The following is a 15,623-nucleotide window of genomic DNA, read 5'->3' on the forward strand; positions in this document are numbered from 1 at the left end:
GACCAGCGGCAGGAAGAAGTTGTTCCAGATTCCGATGAACTGGAACAGCAGCACGGTCACCACACCGGGACGCATCATCGGCAGCGCCACGGTGAAGAACGTGCGCAGCTGACCTGCTCCGTCGACCCGCGCGGCCTCCAGCACCTCGTCCGGAACCGACGCGTCGGCGTACACCCTGGCGAGGTAGACGCCGAACGGGTTGGTGAGCAAGGGGATGAACACCGCCCAGAACGTGTCGACGATCCGCAGTTCGGACGCGAGCAGGTACATCGGCAGCGCCAGCACGGTCGTCGGCACGAGCACGCCGGTCAGCGTCAGCCCGAACAGCAGACGCCGGCCGGGGAAGCTCGTCTTGGCGATGGCGTACCCGCACGCGGCGCAGATCAGCGAGCCGAGCACCGCTCCACCGCCCGCGTACAGCACGGAGTTGAGCAGCCACTGCCAGAAGATGCCGTTCTCCTGGGTGAACAACGTCTTCACGTTGGTCCACAGGTTCCACTCGCCGAGCTCGAACGCGCCGGTCGTGGAGAAGTCGCCGAGGGACTTCGTGGCCGACGTCAGCAGCCACACCAACGGCAGCAGGCTGTACAGCGCCGCGATGACCAGAACCACGTGCACCGCGGGCACGGACACCCAGCGCGACTTGCGGTCCGCAACGATCGTGCTCACCGCGACCTCCTCGTCGAGAAGCGCATGACGACGGCGGACAGCAGCGCGCAGATCACCGCGAGCAGCACCGACGCCGCCGCGGCGCGCCCGTTGTCACCGGCCACGAACGCGGCCTCGTACACGTACATGCTGGGGGTCCAGGTGCTGGTCACCGTGCCGGTGAAGCCCTTGAGCACCATGGGTTCGGTGAACAGCTGCAACGAGCCGATGACGGTGAACACCACCGCCACGAAGATCGTCGGCCGGATCACCGGGATCTTGATCGACCACGCCGTGCGGAACCCTCCCGCGCCGTCGGCCCTGGCCGCCTCGATGATCTCCTTGGGCACGGCCTGCAGCGCCGTGTAGAAGATGATCATGTTGTAGCCGACCCACTGCCACGTGGCGATGTTCGCGATCGACGGCAGCACGGCGGAGGGGCTCAACGGGTCGATGCCGAGCAGGTTCTTGATCGGGCCGATCGTCGGGCTGTAGAGGTACGCCCAGATCAGGCCGCCGATGACCACCGGCACCGCGTACGGCACGAAGACCGCCAGCGACCACACCTGCCGCAACCGCACGACGGCGGAGTCCAGCAGCAGGGCCAGGATCAGCGAGCCGACCAGCATGCTCGGGATGTGCACCAGCGCGAACAACGCCACGTTGCCCAGGCCGGTGTGGAACGCCTTGTCGGTGATGACCGAGACGTAGTTGCCCAGCCAGGCGAACACGTGCTCGGGACCGGAGAAACCCAGGCCGTGCAGGCGTTCGGTGAACAGGCTGAGGTAGAGCGCGTACAGCACCGGCACCAGCACGGTGGTGACGAGCAGCACCAGGAACGGCACGGCCAGCACCAGTCCCGCGAAGTCCTTCTTGCGGGTCCTGACGTTCGGCTCCGAGATCGTTTCCTCGTGTACCGGTGTTCGTTCGGGCGCGAGGACGCTCATGCCGCTTTCCCTTCCCGCACCGAAAGTCCCTTGGCGCGCATGTCGGCCACGGCCTGCTGCTGGATCTTCGTCAGCGCGTCCGGCAACGTTGTCCCGCCACCGCGGACCGGCCCGAAGCTGTCGGAGATCGTGGAGAACAACCGCAGCGCGTTCGGCCCCCACGTCCAGTCCGGCACGCGTTTCGCGGCCTCGTCGAGCACGTCGTACACGGGATCGCCGAGGAAGTAGCCGCCCTTGTACGCCTGCCGCGCCACGGCCCGGTTCGGCAGATGTGCGGGGAACGGCGTGGTGAACGTGCTGCCGATCTTCGGCACCTCGGGGTTCGTGCTGAGCCAGCGCAGGAACGTCGTGGCCGCCTCTGGCACCTTGCTCTCCGCGGAGACGCCGAACGCTGTGCCGCCCTGAACTCCGTTGGCGGGCTTGCCGTCCCAGGTCGGCATGGTCGCCATCGCCCAGCGGCCGGTGTCCTTCGGGATCGACTTGCCGAGCGTGCCGACGCTCCACGACGCCCCGAGCAGGCCCCACAGCTTGCCCTCGTGCATGCCGGCGATCCAGTCCTGGGAGCCGTGCACGATTCCGGCGACGAGGTTCTCGGTGATCATCGACTGCCAGAACTGAGCGGTGCGCTTCGTGCCCTCACCGGCGATGTCGACGGCCCATGTGTCGCCCTGCGCCGTCCACCACGGATCGCCTGCCTGCCAGGACATTCCGGCGAAGAACGAGCCGTCGTTGAGCGGGAACGTGCAGATGCGCGCCTGCGGGTCGACCTGCTTGACGGCCGCTGCCGCCGTGCGGAACTCGTCCCACGTGCGGGGCAACGCGATGCCGTGCTGGTCGAACAAGTCCTTGCGGTAGTAGAAGACCATCGGCGCGAGGTCCATCGGCACGGCCCACGTCCGGCCGTCGGGCCGCACCCCTCGCCACGCGGCGGGGGAGTACTGGCTCTCCAGGTCGGCCAGGTCGTTCGTGAGGTCGCGCAGCCCGCCGGTGAGCAGGATCTGCGGCAGGCCCTGGTACTCGACGTGCAGGATGTCGGGCGCGTTGTGCGCCCTGATCGCGTTGGTCTGCTGGGCATAGCCACCGGACAGCCCGGCCGCGATCACCCTGAGATCGACGAAGACGTCCTTGTGGCCCGCGTTGAACGCGGCGACGTACTTGTCCATGCCCGTCAGCCACGACCAGATGGTGACCGTCGTGGCGCCGGGCGGTGCGGCCGTGGCGGTGCAGCCGCCGACTAGGCCCGCCGCACCCACTGCGGCGGTGGCGCGCAGAAACCCGCGGCGCGAGAGGCCGCTGGTCCGCAGCGCTGGGGAAAGCTCCATTGCCGACCCTCCTGCTGGCGTGATGTGGCACACCTCACCCCGTGGCAGACTTCGTGGTCAACGAAACGATCAGAAACGCTCGGAACCGATCAGAAGCGAAGAGATGAACCAGAAGTTGGCTGCTCAGCGGCATGAGCTGATCCTGCGAGCCGTCCGGACGCACGGCACGGTCCGATTGCAGGAACTGGCGGACCTGCTCGGCGCGTCGGCGGTGACGGTGCGCCGGGACGTCACCGCGCTCGCGGACCGCGGTCTCGTCGTGCGCGTGCACGGCGGGATCACCATGCCCAAGCACGTCGAACCGTTTCCGCGCGGACCGCAGTCCGTGGTCGGCCCCGCCCCGACGCACCCGCTGGTCGGCATGGTCGCGCCGTCCGTCGAGTACTACTGGCCTGCGGTGATCCAGGGCGCGCAGACCGCCGTGGCCGCGGCGGGCGGACGGTTGGTGTTGCGTGCGTCGAGCTACGACGCCGCCGAGGACCGGCGCCGGGTGCACGAGCTGCTGGATCGCGGTGTGCAGACCCTGCTGGTGGCACCCAGCACCACCGGCCGTGCCGGCGTCGAACTGCTTCGATGGCTGGGCGCGCAGTCGGTTCCGGTGGTGCTGGTCGAACGCACTCCGCCGCCAGAGCTGCCGACGATCGCGCTGGACGCGGCGGTGACCGACCACGCGATCGGCGCCGGACTCGCCGTCCGGCACCTCACCACGCTCGGCCACCGCCGCATCGGGCTCGTGACGTCCCGGCAGAGCCCGCACAGCGACGTGATCCGCGGTGGCTGGACGGTCGCGGTGTCGTCGCTGGAACTGCCGTTCAACGGAGTTCCCGTGCTCGAGGTGCCGCCCTACGGCTCTCCGCAGTGGACTCGCGCGGTCGACCAGGTGCTCGACGAGTGCCTGGCGACCGACGTGCACGCGGTGCTCGTGCACGCCGACCGCGAGGCGATCGGGCTGCTCGAACGGGCGCGGGAACGCGGGATCCGCGTGCCGGAGGACCTCGCGGTGGTGTCGTACGACGACGAGGTGGCGGCGGCGTCGGATCCGCCGTTGACCGCGGTGCGGCCGCAGAAGCACCGGCTGGGGGCGTTGGCCGCGCAGCTCGCGCTGGCCAGGCTGGCCGATCCGCTCGACCGGCCGGTGCACCGCGTGGTGCTGTGGCCGACGCTGACCGTGCGGGAGTCGTGCGGCACCGCGCTCAGCCCGGCCTGACGTCCGTCTACAACGGACAACTACCGTGGTGCGCCGGTCCGGTCCGCTTCAGCAGCCGGGTGGCGAGAACCTCGGCCGCGACGCCGCGCCCGATGGCGAAACCCGCCTGGTCGCTGAACTCGAAGTGCTGTCCGCCGAACACCCGGGATCGGCCGGCTTCGGCAGCGGCGGCGGAGAAGCTCGGGTAGGTGCGCGCCTGGCCGCCGGGTGCGGTGTCCGTGGTGTGCGTGAAGCGGATGTCGTCCGCGCAGAAGAACCCGGCCAGCACGGCGGCCGCCGCGCCGCTGTAGGAGCTGTGCCCGGACGGGTACTCCGGTGTTGCGCCGGTGCTGCCGGCGCGCGAAGCCCAGCCCGGATTCGGCTGGGTGAAAGGGTTTCCGTCGGTGTCGGCCTCGCGGATCGCCGTGGCCGGGCGCCAGTGGCGGTAGGTGGACTTGGTGGCGACGGTGGGAATCGTGGTGTCGGCCATCGTCATCGTGAGCAAGGCCAGCAGACGAGCCGAGGCGGGCAACGACAGGCCGTGCGACGCGGTGAGCGCGATCTTGACCCACTCCCCGGCGGGCTGGTCGGTACCGGCGGGCACGGACCAGAACTGGAAGGTTGCGAGCTTGTCGGGGGCCGGAATCCCGGCGTCACCGAGCAGTGCGGCCTCGGCGAAGGCGGCGGCGTAGTCCAGGCTGTCCAACGCGGGTGGCGGACCCGGTACGTACACGGCGGGGTCGGCGACGGCGAACGGGCGAACGTCGCGGTACTGCACGCCGGACCACTCGGCCCGGAAGACACCGGGGCCGGAGCCGGCGGGCTGGCTTCGCACCGGAGTGGAGCCGTCGTCGGCGCGGGAGGCCACCACACGTTCGGCGACCTCACGTCCCCACCGCACCCCGGCGTCGCGCGGACGCCCAGGACGCAGTGAGGCCAGGTCGGCGCTCAGTCGCGTGTCGTAGCCCGCGGTGCGATCAGGGTCCAGCCGGACGAGGACGCCGTGTGCGGCCGCGACGGCCGCGGCGCGGGAATCAGCGCCGCGCGGGCCGGGGCCGGGTACCAGTGCGTGAGCCCGTGCCGGGCCCGCGAGTCCGTTGACCGCGTCGTAGATGGCCACGTTGAGCATCGCGTACGTGCGAGCCGCGTCGGCGTCAGTGGCACGGGTGGCGCGCACCGCGGCCAACGCGAGCTCGTTCCACACCCGCACGCTGTCCAGCCGCGGTTCGGCGTCCGCGGGCGCGCTCGCCGCGGCGCCGGCCAGGCTGAGCACCACGGCCAAGACGATCTTCTTCACGCCGACCTCCAAGACACACGGGAAATCGCGGTCTCGACGGTCCTCATCGTGTCGTGGTTCCGGCGGCGCTGCGACGGCCGGTCGGGCTGCCCGGCTGGTACGAACGGTCCTCAGCGGCGCGTGGTGATCTCGTGCTGCAGCAAGGCCAGCACCTGCTTGGCCGCGACGTTGTACATGCCCATGGTGGTGTTCCGCGCACTGAGCACCACGAGCACCGTGTTGGTGTCCACCGGGAAGACGCCCACCTGGCCGGTGTCGCCCTCGACGAACACCCCGCGCGGGCCGCCGATCCCGGCTCGCGCGGAGAACTGGGCCGCCAGTCCGGCCGCGGCCGCGGCCATCGCGGCGACGCTCTCGTTCTCGACGTCCCGGGTGAGGGCGCACAGCACCACGCCGTCCCGGGTCACGACCAGCACCCCGTTGATCGCGACGGTGTCGATGCGGTCGTGGATCTGGTGCAGCGCCTCGGTCATCGCCTGCTTCTCGGCGCCGTTCGGCGGCAGCACCACCGCGAGCCCGGCTGCCAGCGACGTGCCGCGCCTGCGCGTGGGCAGCACATCGGTCTCCGTCATCTCGTTCACACGATCAGGCCGGCCTCGATGGACTTGAGACTGTGCCTCGCCAGCGCCAGATTGGACCGCTCCCGGTCCAGCACGAGGTACAGGAACAACGTGGAGGCGCCCCGGCTGTTCGCCTTCAGCAGCCGGATCAGGTGGTACTGGCGGTTCAGCGTGATGAGGACGTCCTCGATCTCGTCGTTGAGCTTGAGCGCGGAGACCACCCGCTGCTTCGCCCGCACCACCTCGGTGTTGCCGGCCGCGGCGATCTCCAGGTCCAGCCGGTCGCCACCGCCGATCGACCCGAGCGACATGCCGCTCTCGTAGTCGACGAGCGCGGCCCCGACCGCGCCGGAAATGGTCATCGCTTCTTTCAGCGCAGTGTCGATGTTCATTCGACGATTGCTCCTCACGCTCGAACAATGGCGTGCGACGGCGATTTCCCGGCGAGCTCACCGGGTGGCATGGCCGGTGGCTTCCAAGGGCCGTCGAATTTCGTCGAAGCCCCGTCGAATGCGAATCGAAACGGTTCGATTTCCGTTCAGAGGTCGGCCAGCGGTACCGGCCTGCCGAGGTGGAACCCCTGTGCCTGGTCACACCCGAGCGCCCGCAGGATCTCCAGTTGTTCTGCCTGCTCGACGCCCTCCGCGATCACGGTCATGTCCACCGCGTGGGCCATGGCGATGATGCTGGTGACGATCGCCTCCGCCTCGTCGGAACGGCCCAGTCCCGCCGTGAACGAACGGTCGATCTTGAGCGTGTCCAGCGGCAGCGTGAGCAGCTGGGCGAGCGAGGAGTAGCCGGTGCCGAAGTCGTCGATCGCGAGCCGCACACCGAGGTCGCGCAACGCCGCGAGGGTGCGGGCGGCCAGGGCGGGGTCGCGCATGAGAGCGCTTTCCGTGATCTCCAGGCACAGCGAGCCGGGGTCCAGCCCCGCCTTGTGGGTGGCGTGCCGGACCGCGGACACGAGCCACGGGTCGTCGAGCTGGCGGGCCGACAGGTTCACGGTCAGCAGCAGGTCCGCGGCCAGCCCGGAGATCTCGCGGGCGGCGGTGTGCAGCATGTGGGCGCCGATGATGTTGATGAGATCGCTCTCCTCGGCGAGCGTGATGAACTCGGCGGGGGAGATGAGGCCGTAGCCGGGGTGCGTCCAGCGCAGCAGGCCCTCGACGGCCGTGCGCCGGTCCGTGCGGAGGTCGACGATCGGCTGGTAGGCGAGCCACAGCTCGTCGCCGAGCGGGGCCCGCCGCAGGTCCTGTTCCAGCTGCAGGCGGCGCTGGATGCGGTCGCGCAGTTCGACGTCGAAGAACGCGATGCGGCCGCGGCCGCGCGTCTTCGCGTGGTACATCGCGAGGTCGGCGTCGCGCAGCAGGTCGGATCCGGTGCGGGGGTCGGCGGGGTCGGCGAGCACGATGCCCACGCTCGCGTCGACGTGCAGCAGCCGTCCGTCCACGGAGATCGGCCTGGTGAGCTCGGCGCGGATGTGGTCGGCGAGCGCGTTCGCCTCGTCCGGGCCGGTCATGCCGTAGGCGATGACGGTGAACTCGTCACCGCCCAGCCTGCCCACGACGTCGCCGCGCCGGGCGCTGCGGCCCAGCCGTGCGCCGACCACCCGCAGCACCTCGTCACCGGCGCTGTGGCCGAGGGAGTCGTTGATGACCTTGAACTTGTCCAGGTCGATGAACAGCACCGCGGTGAGTCCCGACCGGTGTGCCCGCGCGGCCGGGCTGAGCCGGTTGATGGTCACCGTCCGGTTGCACAGGCCGGTCAGCGCGTCGTGCGTCGCCTCGTGCTCCAGCCGGCTGTCGATCATGCGGCGTTCGGTGATGTCGGTGAACGACACGACTGTCGCGGACGGCAGCTCGCCGTGCGGGGTGAGCGCGCTGACGCTCAGCGACAGCCAGACGCGGCTGCCGTCCGGCCTGCGCGCGCAGACGATCCGCCCGTGCTGCGATCTGCCGGTGCTGCGGGTGACCGCCGACGGGAAGTGCGTGGCCGGAATGGGCTGGCCGGTCTCGTCGTGCAGCTCGGTCAGCGACGCGGACCTGCCGATCACCTCCCGCGCGCGGATGCCGAGAATCCGCTCCGCCGCGGGGTTGGCGGACTCGATGAGGCCCGTGGTGCCGACGACGAGCACACCTTCCCCGATGGCGTTGACCACCGCGGTGAAGTGGTGTTCCGCGCGTTTGCGGGCGGTCTCGTCCGCGCAGATCAGCACGTAGCCGTCGCCCGCCTCGGCGACCGACACCCGCACCGCCAGCGCCTCACCTTCGGACCGGTGGTGCACCGCGTGCACGACCCCGCCGGCCTCCAGGATCGCCACCGGGTCCAGCGGCGCCCCCACCACCTGGCCGATGGGCTGCCCGATCGCGTCGTCGGCGAGGTGGCCGTAGACCTTCTCCGCGCTGAGGTTCCAGCAGGTCACGACGCCGTCGGGGGTGGTCCCGATGAGCGCGTCGCTGACGTGCGCGGCGAGCGCGGCCTGGTGGCGCAACGCCGCCTCGGTCGCCTTCTGCTCGGTGACGTCCCGCATGATCACCTGGAACGCGGGCCTGCCCTCCCACGTCGTGCGCACGGAGACCGACTCGACGTCGGTGGTGCCGCCGTCGAACCGGACCAGCACGGCCTCCGCCGGGTCGCTCGACGCGCCGGGCTCGGTCAGCTTCGCGATCCGCCGCAGCATCTCCGGTTGTGAGTCGGGATGGACGAAATCGGTGATCGGCCGGCCGAGGACCTCGGCGTCGGAGGGCGCGCGCACGAACCGGACCGCCGCCGGGTTGGCGTAGACGAGCCGGCCCGCCTCGTGCACCACGACGGCGTCGGGCGAGAGGTCGACCAGCAACCGGTAGCGGTCGGCGAGGTCGGCCAGCTCCTGCTGCTGGGCGACCCGCCGGGTCACGTCGGTGACGACGCCGACCAGCACCCGTGCGGAACCGCGGGCCGAGACACGGGCGCGGAACTGGAGCCAGCGCTGACCGGTCGCGGTCTCGAGCGGTTGCTCCAGCTCGAAGTCCTGCCACTCCGCCGCCGTCCGCGCGGCCACGGTGAGCGGTGCCACCAGTTCGGTCAGCCGGGCGCGCACGGTCTCGGCGTCCGCGTCCGGCACGCCGATCACCGCATCGACGCCCGGCGTCCAGCCGAGCCGGTCGGTGCCGAGGTCGAGCCACCACACGACGGCGGCGCCGACCGAGAGCGCCAGCCCGACCAGCAGCTCGTGGTCGAACTCCGCGTCGCCGATCAGCCCGCTCACGTCTCGGCTCCCAGATCCGGCGCCTGCTCGGATGCGCGGTGGCGTTGCCATCGTGAAGTCCTACTACACACCTGGCCAGAAACGCATCCGTCTGGCGTGAACATGGTGTGCCGTTATATCCGGTGTCCCGACCCCCGGACACCCCGGGGCTCAATGTCCATTGTGGACTAATGGATGACTTCGTCCTGGCTGTTCGCGCCGTTACGCTGGGCGAGATGTCGGCCCTCGGTACGGGGGAGCGGGATATGGTCGCACGGGGCGTGGGTATCTGCGGAATCGGCGTGGTGAGCGCTTACGGGTGGAGCCGCGAGTCGCTCTGGGAGGGCCTGGTGAGCGGGAAGCCCGCCGCCGTCGTCGTTCCCGGACTGGGCAGGTTCCCCGGCGACACCGTCTGGGCGGCGCGGGTCGGCGAGGGCGGTGATCCGGCGGACGGGCCGAGCAGGTTCGCGCGGGCCATGCGCGCCGCCGCCAGGGAGGCCGTCGAGGACGCGGGCGCCCGCGGCTGGCAGCCGGGCCGCCGGGTCGGCCTCCTGCACGCGGTGGTGCTGGGCGAAGTGGACCTGTGGCGCGACTTCTACGTCACCCGTGGTGGCGAGCTGCCGCTGCACGACTACCTGGCGATGATGCCGTCCACGCCGATGTCGACGTTCATGCAGGAATACGGCTTCCACGGCCCCGCGATGAACGTCTCGGCGATGTGCGCGTCGGGCAACGCCGGACTGATCACCGCGAAGGCGTGGCTGGACGCGGGAATCGTCGACGACGTGGTGTTCGTCGCGACGGACATCTCCCTCACCCCGGAGAACGTCGCCCACTTCGTCCGGCTCGGCGTGGCGGTCGTGGACGCCGAGCCGCTCGACGCCTGCCGCCCGTTCCAGCTGGGCAGCAGGGGCTTCGTGCTGGGCGAGGCCGCCGTGGCGTTCGTCCTGTCCCGCCGCGCGACCCGCCCGTACGCCCTGACTCTCGGCGGTGCGATGTCCCACGACGCCTACCACGTGACGTCGATCGATCCACGGCTCGACCAGATCACGGCGTGCTTCACCGACGCCCTGGACAACGCCGGGGTGAGCGCGGCCGACGTGCGCTACCTCAACGCGCACGGCCCCGGCACCGCGCAGTGCGACGCGGCAGAGGCGGCCGTGCTCTCGCGGCTGTTCGCGCCGGAGACCGGCATCTACTCGGTGAAGCCGCTGACGGGACACTGCCAGGGCGCGGCGTCGGCGATCGAGGCCGCGGTGACCGCGATGGCGTACGACCGCGGGACGATCCCGGCGCCACCCGTTGTCGCACCTGGACATCCGCGGTTGCTGGACGGGCCCACGCCGCTCGGTGACGGCGTCACGATCAAGTCGTCGCTCGGCATGGGCGGCCACAACTCGGCGGTCGTGCTGGCGCCACCCGCCTGACCCGGCCCACCTGACTCACCCCGCCGCGAGTGCCTCTGGCAGCGTGGCGTGCAGCTCCAGCAGATCGTTCAGCATGGTCGCCCGCAACGCGCGCAGCACGCTCCCTGCCGGCGCCACCACTCGCAACGGCGTGCCCTGGTCCTCGCCGCGCGTGTGGTGGTCGACAAGAACCGAAAGGCCGGACGACGAGAGGAACGAGACACCCGTCATGTCCAGCACGACCGCGAACCCGAGTCTCGCCGCCTCGGTGAACGCCGCGGCCAGGTGCTCGTCCAGCAGCGGTGCGGTGTAGGAGTCGACCTCCCCGGTGACCTGCAGGATCACCGCGTTGTCCCGTTGTTCGGCCTTCGCTTCCAGCGGCGCCATCATGCCTCCCGTCGACGCACTCCACCCTGTCAGGCCGGGCCGTCGTTGTCGATCATTGGTCGATCGTCGTGTCCGCTTCCGGTAGTACGGACGATCGTCCTGCAGGCCGATGCCCGGTGCGTCCGAACGGACCTAATCTCGGCGCCATGTCACATCACGTGGTGCAGGCGCTGTCCGATCAGCAGACCAGGTGGCTGGAGGGCGGCGGCCTCGTGCTCGTGCTGCTCGTGGCCGCCGCTCTGCTGATCTTCTGGATCGCCGCGCTGATCAGCGTGCTGGGCGCGCCGATCGGGTGCGGTGCCAAGATCCTCTGGCTGCTGGTCGTGTTCGCTCTGCCGTTCTTGGGCAGCGTTCTCTGGTTCGTCGCGGGAAGGCGTTCTGCCCGGATCCACTAGCAGTTCGAGTTGGTCTGGGTGAGCAGGCCGAGCCGCCACGGCAGCAGGTTGTAGGGGTCGGTGGCGTTGGGATCTTTGCCCTGGTACAGGTAGCGGATCTTGCACGGGTTGATCACCATGCGCTGGTCTGTGCCGGCGCGGACCATCTCGCCGTGGCTGATGTCCTTCGTCCACTGCGCACCGCCGAACGTCACGTTGTTCGCGCCGGCGAACGGGTTGGCCTCGGTGTCGGCGAGCGCGGTCCACGGGCCGGTGATCGCCGGTGAGGTCCACGAGCGGAAGTAACGGCGGCCGCCGCTGCCGATCGCCTCGACGATCAGCAGGTACTTGTTCTCGTTCGAGAGCTTGTAGACGTTGGACGCCTCCCACAACGGGTACCTGGCGCTGTCCTGCATGGCGATGACGGTGTTCGTCATGCCGTTCGGGAAGTTGGCGAGGGTGGTCTCGGAGCGGTAGAGGTGGCCGTTGTCGTCGGACGAGAACAGGTAGCACTTGGCGTTGTCGCAGATGACCCAGAAGTCGACCCAGTAGCCCTTGCCGATGTTGTCCTTGATGATCTGCGGCATGCCGTTGGCGTAGAAGGACTTCGGCGCGGTCCACGACTTCGGGTCGCTGATGTCGGTGGTGGTGGAGTACGCGGCGTTGCTGCCGGTTTGGTAGACGAGGTACCAGCGTTGCTGCGGGGCGAAGTAGAACACGTGCGGCGCGGTCTTGTAGCCGCTGCCGATCGGGGTCTGGTCCAGGTAGTGGTGGGTCGCGTTGTTCGCCTGCGACCAGTCGGTGAAGTTCAGGTACACCATGTTGTACGAGCCGCTGGTGTTCACCGTGCTCGCGAACACGTGCCAGCGGCCGTTGCTGTAGACGACGGACGGGTCCTTGACCGCGCGGATGTTGTGCGTGGCATCGGGTTTGGGGCTGATCAGCTGGGCGCTGGAGCTCCACCGGAAGCTGGTGGGCAGCGCGGCGTGGGCCGGTGAGGTGAACAGCAGCAGGCCGGCGCAGGCGAGAAGTACCTTGAGACGCGAGGAAGTCATGGCGTGATCCGGTAGGTGATCAGCGAACGGGCCGGCACGGTCGCGGTGAACGTGCCGCCCGTGACGCGGACGGGGGACTGGGCCGTGGTGTTGCCGGTCGAGTTGGTCAGGTACGGGGTCGCGCTGCCGGCGGTGAGGTTCTTGAGCTGGTAGGAGACCGAGTTGGCGGCGTTGCCGTTGTTGAGCGCCACGACGGCGATGGTGCCGTCGGTGTTGCGGAAGGCGGACATCAGCAGGTCACCGGACGAGGTCGCGTCGATCCGAGTCGCGTTAGGACGGATGAAGCGGCTGTAGTTCGCCAGCGCCCACAACCGTTTCGACACACGGTAGCCGTCGCCGTTCATCTGGATGAGCCCGCGGGTCGCGCCGGTCGAAGCGCCGTACCAGTAGACGTACCCGTTGACGTTGCCGGTGGTGAGCGCGGTGTGCACGGCCTTGGCGATGGTGAGGCCGTCGTATCCGCTGCCGTCGTCCCAGTTCTCGTTCCACGTCGTGCCGTTCGGCGACCACTCCGACATCCAGCTGCGACGCGAAGTGGGGAGCGGACCGGTGATCTGCGACGCGTAGGTGTGGCCGGTGTGCGTGGCGACGATCCCGCGCGCGGTCGCGTCGGCCTCGATCGCCTTGGTGTAGGCGCTTTGCTGGCTCCAGCCGAACGAGTCGCAGCACGCGACCTTGAGACCGGAGGCGATCGGGCCGAGCACCTTCACGAACTCCGCCGCCTGGGCCGGGGTGAAGCGCATCGACGAGTAGTTCGTGGTGTAGTCGGGTTCGTTGGTGAACCCGAGGTCGGTGATCCTGATGCCTTCCTGCGCGTAGAACTTGGTGTACTGCACCAGGTAGTTCGCGTAGGCACGGCGCCAGTCACCGCTCGCGCAGGACGCGCCGGACAACCCGCAGAGGCTGCCGCCGTTGGCCTCGTCGCCGTTGGTCTTCATGTAACCGGGCGCGCTCCAGGCGTCGGCGTAGAAGCGGTTCACCCCGTACGCCTTCGCCTGCTGGGCGAGCCACACCTGGCTCTCGTCGTCGCGGTCCCACACGTACCGCGGGGTCGCGTTAGGGCCGCCGGGGTTCGTCGGCTGGATGGAGTTGGCGGCTGTCGAACCGATGCCCAGCCGCAGGATCGACAGGCCCGCACCGGAGCTGCGCGAGAGGAGCAGGTCGAGGATCTCGCGTTGTTTCGGTGCTGAAAGACCTTGCGAGCCGTGCATGATCTCACCGCGGCCGAACGCCTCGGAGAACCCGAAACCGTCGATCGTCTGATGTTTTCGGGAGCCGTCGACGGTGACCGTCGTGGCGGCGTGGGCGGTAGGTGCGGCGAGCGTGCCCAAGACGAGCAACACCACGGTCGTTCGAATCGCGAATCGCATTTTCACCTTTCTGATGCGAATTGGCGGCGCGTTTCAGGCGTGGTCGCCGAGAAGTTCGTCGAATCGCGTGCCGAGCCGGGTGCGGAGCCTGCCGAGCTCGCGGCGGATCGGTGTCGCCGCGGTGGAGGACACCGCCGGGATCACCGGCCTGGCGATCTCCACGGCGGCGTCGAGATCGCCGCGGCACGCCTGGCTGTCGGCGAGCCTCAGCGTGAGCAGGAGCCGGCTGCCGTGCATGTCGGCGGGCACGGTCGTCAGCGACTTCTCCGCGAACAACGCGGCCTGGTCGGCACGGTCGGCCCCACCGATCACCTCCGCCAGGTCGCGCAGACCCCCGGCCAGATGGGAGGCGATGAACGTGTCGCCCGCGACGCCCGTCAGCCACGGCGCCTCCACCACGTCGCGCTCGGCCAGCAGCTCCGCGCCGCGTCGCGCGGCCCGTGTCTGCCGGTCGAACTCCCGGTGGTCGCCGAGCAGTGCGTACGCGCGCGCTTGGTGGAGCTGGCCCTGCACCGAGATCCACCGGCGGTCCGGATCCACCTCGGAGGCCGCGCGGGCGTACTCGAGTGCGGTCGCGCCGTCGCCCTCGAGCATGCTCAGCACGCTGATGTGGCTCAGCGCTTCACAGGCGGTGGGCAGCCCGCCCGAGGCCAGCGCCCACTCGGTGCTGCGCAGCAACCACGCCATGGCGATCCCGTGCTGGCCGCGTTTCACGCGCAACCACCCGGCCACGTCGGCGTAGCGGGCGGCCAGCCGCATCAGGCCGTCCGCATCATCTCCGCGCGCTTTCGGGACGACGGCGAGGAGAGCGTTCAACGCCCGTTCGACCGGCACGGCCAGATCGCCGCCCACCGCGCTGACGTCCGCCTCGACGTAGGTGGCCAGCAGCGCCGCGAATCCGTGCAGCGTCGGGATGCCGACCGCGCGTCCGTCGACACCGGGTACGCCCGTGAGACCGCCGGGGATGAGGGCAGCGCATCCGTCGGTGCCGTGCGAGGGGCAGGTGATGCCGAACGCGGGCAGCTGGATCAGCCCGCTTCGCGGCAGTCTCAGCGGCTCCGCACCGCGCGGCGCGCTGGGCAGTGGAATCGCGGAGTTGGCCCGCACCTTCGTCGCCGCGGCGAGCAGCGCACCGCCTGCCGCCAGCGCGTCGTCGGCCTTGGCCGCGAACTCGATCCGCGGCTCACGGGTCCCGCTCTCGATCTTGGAGACGTAGGTGTGGTGATATCCCAGGCGGGCCGCGAACTGGATCTGGGTGAGGCCCGCCAGTTCGCGCAGGCGGCGCAGCTCCCGTCCGAACTCGTGCATTGCCGGCACCCCCCGCACGTTCATTCAGGGCGCCGGACGCGAAAAGCCGCCTGATCGCGCCCGGCATCCAGAACGTTACGGTGCTCCGGTGTCGGTGTCAGCGGTCCTCTGAATTATTGCCAATAACTTCATTCGACTCGAATTCGACCATTTTCGCGCTCAGGCGAGAATGCTCAGCTCGTACACCGTCTCCTGGTGGTAGGTCTGGCCGGGACGCAACACCGTGCTGGGGAAGTCCGGGCGGTTCGGCGAGTCGGGGAAGTGCTGCGCCTCCAACGCGAAGCCCGCGCCACGCCCGTACCCGACCTCCTCGGTCAGGAAGTTGCCGGAGTAGAACTGCAGACCCGGCTCGGTCGTGTGCACGGTGAGCGTCCGGCCGGAACCGAGGTCGTGCGCACGTGCGGCGAACGCGAGTGAACCCGTCCCGTCGAGCACCCAGTTGTGGTCGTACTCGCCGTTGAGGCGGGCGCCGATCGGCGTGGGTTCGCGGAAGTCGAACGGGGTGCCGCCGACCGGTACCGGACGTCCCTGCGGGAT

General features: G+C 69.8%; 14 protein-coding genes and 1 pseudogene. 3 read left to right on the plus strand and 12 right to left on the minus strand.

Going from position 1 to position 15,623, the window contains the following annotated elements; all coding sequences use genetic code 11:
- From UK23_RS17080 to UK23_RS17090, 3 genes are all read right to left on the minus strand, one after another.
- On the minus strand, positions 1 to 669 hold a 669-nt coding region (locus UK23_RS17080), incomplete at its 3' end, for a carbohydrate ABC transporter permease (protein ID WP_045312536.1).
- Positions 666 to 1,595: a carbohydrate ABC transporter permease gene (locus UK23_RS17085; protein ID WP_052684741.1), complete on the minus strand. Its 930-nt coding sequence runs from the start codon at positions 1,593 to 1,595 to the stop codon at positions 666 to 668. The genes UK23_RS17080 and UK23_RS17085, both read right to left, overlap by 4 nt.
- On the minus strand, positions 1,592 to 2,917 hold the full coding sequence (locus UK23_RS17090) for an ABC transporter substrate-binding protein (RefSeq protein WP_045312537.1): 1,326 nt from the start codon (positions 2,915 to 2,917) through the stop codon (positions 1,592 to 1,594). The genes UK23_RS17085 and UK23_RS17090 overlap by 4 nt, the downstream gene beginning before the upstream one ends.
- A 103-nt stretch (positions 2,918 to 3,020) precedes the next feature.
- Here UK23_RS17090 and UK23_RS17095 point away from each other — a divergent pair, with 103 nt between their 5' ends.
- Entirely contained in the window at positions 3,021 to 4,124 is a 1,104-nt protein-coding gene (locus UK23_RS17095) for a substrate-binding domain-containing protein (RefSeq protein WP_045312538.1), read from the plus strand.
- Positions 4,125 to 4,131: 7 nt separating this feature from the next.
- Here UK23_RS17095 and UK23_RS17100 read toward each other — a convergent pair whose 3' ends face one another.
- From UK23_RS17100 to UK23_RS17115, 4 genes are all read right to left on the minus strand, one after another.
- Complete coding sequence (locus UK23_RS17100) at positions 4,132 to 5,400, minus strand: vanadium-dependent haloperoxidase (protein WP_045312548.1); 1,269 nt, start codon at positions 5,398 to 5,400, stop codon at positions 4,132 to 4,134.
- Between the two features lie 110 nt (positions 5,401 to 5,510).
- Positions 5,511 to 5,972 carry a roadblock/LC7 domain-containing protein gene (locus UK23_RS17105; RefSeq protein WP_045312549.1) on the minus strand — a complete coding sequence of 154 codons (462 nt, stop codon included), beginning with the start codon at positions 5,970 to 5,972 and terminating at the stop codon, positions 5,511 to 5,513.
- 5 nt (positions 5,973 to 5,977) lie between these two features.
- Positions 5,978 to 6,352: a hypothetical protein gene (locus UK23_RS17110; RefSeq protein WP_045312539.1), complete on the minus strand. Its 375-nt coding sequence runs from the start codon at positions 6,350 to 6,352 to the stop codon at positions 5,978 to 5,980.
- 146 nt (positions 6,353 to 6,498) lie between these two features.
- The gene (locus UK23_RS17115) at positions 6,499 to 9,258 is read right to left on the minus strand and encodes an EAL domain-containing protein (protein ID WP_082114725.1); all 2,760 of its coding nucleotides are present in this window, start codon (positions 9,256 to 9,258) and stop codon (positions 6,499 to 6,501) included.
- A 194-nt stretch (positions 9,259 to 9,452) separates the two neighbouring features.
- Here UK23_RS17115 and UK23_RS17120 point away from each other — a divergent pair, with 194 nt between their 5' ends.
- Positions 9,453 to 10,613 carry a beta-ketoacyl synthase N-terminal-like domain-containing protein gene (locus tag UK23_RS17120; protein WP_045312541.1) on the plus strand — a complete coding sequence of 387 codons (1,161 nt, stop codon included), beginning with the start codon at positions 9,453 to 9,455 and terminating at the stop codon, positions 10,611 to 10,613.
- A gap of 15 nt (positions 10,614 to 10,628) precedes the next feature.
- On the opposite strand, the gene UK23_RS17125 is transcribed toward UK23_RS17120, so the two are convergent.
- Positions 10,629 to 10,979: an STAS domain-containing protein gene (locus tag UK23_RS17125; protein WP_196777774.1), complete on the minus strand. Its 351-nt coding sequence runs from the start codon at positions 10,977 to 10,979 to the stop codon at positions 10,629 to 10,631.
- Between the two features lie 146 nt (positions 10,980 to 11,125).
- Between UK23_RS17125 and UK23_RS17130 the strand changes: the two genes are divergently transcribed.
- On the plus strand, positions 11,126 to 11,374 hold the full coding sequence (locus tag UK23_RS17130) for a PLD nuclease N-terminal domain-containing protein (protein ID WP_045312543.1): 249 nt from the start codon (positions 11,126 to 11,128) through the stop codon (positions 11,372 to 11,374).
- Here the strand turns inward: UK23_RS17130 and UK23_RS17135 are convergent.
- From UK23_RS17135 to UK23_RS17150, 4 genes and pseudogenes are all read right to left on the minus strand, one after another.
- Positions 11,371 to 12,408 carry a non-reducing end alpha-L-arabinofuranosidase family hydrolase gene (locus UK23_RS17135; protein ID WP_052684744.1) on the minus strand — a complete coding sequence of 346 codons (1,038 nt, stop codon included), beginning with the start codon at positions 12,406 to 12,408 and terminating at the stop codon, positions 11,371 to 11,373. The genes UK23_RS17130 and UK23_RS17135 overlap by 4 nt on opposite strands.
- On the minus strand, positions 12,405 to 13,778 hold the full coding sequence (locus tag UK23_RS17140; protein WP_045312544.1) for a glycoside hydrolase family 30 protein: 1,374 nt from the start codon (positions 13,776 to 13,778) through the stop codon (positions 12,405 to 12,407). Before UK23_RS17140 ends, UK23_RS17135 begins: the two co-directional genes overlap by 4 nt.
- Before the next feature lie 33 nt (positions 13,779 to 13,811).
- Positions 13,812 to 15,086 carry a helix-turn-helix domain-containing protein gene (locus UK23_RS17145; protein ID WP_045312545.1) on the minus strand — a complete coding sequence of 425 codons (1,275 nt, stop codon included), beginning with the start codon at positions 15,084 to 15,086 and terminating at the stop codon, positions 13,812 to 13,814.
- A gap of 159 nt (positions 15,087 to 15,245) precedes the next feature.
- Positions 15,246 to 15,623 (minus strand): annotated as a pseudogene (locus UK23_RS17150) (galactose-1-epimerase); the annotation flags it as partial.

Origin of the sequence: Lentzea aerocolonigenes (genome assembly GCF_000955955.1) — a bacterium.
Lineage (GTDB): Bacteria > Actinomycetota > Actinomycetes > Mycobacteriales > Pseudonocardiaceae > Lentzea > Lentzea aerocolonigenes_A.

Excerpts from the sequence above, each read along its gene's own strand:
- UK23_RS17085 (WP_052684741.1), bottom strand. The coding sequence starts at position 1,595 with ATGAGCGTCCTCGCGCCCGAACGAACACCGGTACACGAGGAAACGATC.
- UK23_RS17135 (WP_052684744.1), bottom strand. The coding sequence starts at position 12,408 with ATGACTTCCTCGCGTCTCAAGGTACTTCTCGCCTGCGCCGGCCTGCTG.
- UK23_RS17120 (WP_045312541.1), top strand. The coding sequence starts at position 9,453 with ATGGTCGCACGGGGCGTGGGTATCTGCGGAATCGGCGTGGTGAGCGCT.
- UK23_RS17090 (WP_045312537.1), bottom strand. The coding sequence starts at position 2,917 with ATGGAGCTTTCCCCAGCGCTGCGGACCAGCGGCCTCTCGCGCCGCGGG.
- UK23_RS17125 (WP_196777774.1), bottom strand. The coding sequence starts at position 10,979 with ATGGCGCCGCTGGAAGCGAAGGCCGAACAACGGGACAACGCGGTGATC.
- UK23_RS17145 (WP_045312545.1), bottom strand. The coding sequence starts at position 15,086 with ATGCACGAGTTCGGACGGGAGCTGCGCCGCCTGCGCGAACTGGCGGGC.
- UK23_RS17130 (WP_045312543.1), top strand. The coding sequence starts at position 11,126 with ATGTCACATCACGTGGTGCAGGCGCTGTCCGATCAGCAGACCAGGTGG.
- UK23_RS17140 (WP_045312544.1), bottom strand. The coding sequence starts at position 13,778 with ATGCGATTCGCGATTCGAACGACCGTGGTGTTGCTCGTCTTGGGCACG.
- UK23_RS17095 (WP_045312538.1), top strand. The coding sequence starts at position 3,021 with ATGAACCAGAAGTTGGCTGCTCAGCGGCATGAGCTGATCCTGCGAGCC.
- UK23_RS17110 (WP_045312539.1), bottom strand. The coding sequence starts at position 6,352 with ATGAACATCGACACTGCGCTGAAAGAAGCGATGACCATTTCCGGCGCG.
- UK23_RS17105 (WP_045312549.1), bottom strand. The coding sequence starts at position 5,972 with ATGACGGAGACCGATGTGCTGCCCACGCGCAGGCGCGGCACGTCGCTG.
- UK23_RS17115 (WP_082114725.1), bottom strand. The coding sequence starts at position 9,258 with ATGGCAACGCCACCGCGCATCCGAGCAGGCGCCGGATCTGGGAGCCGA.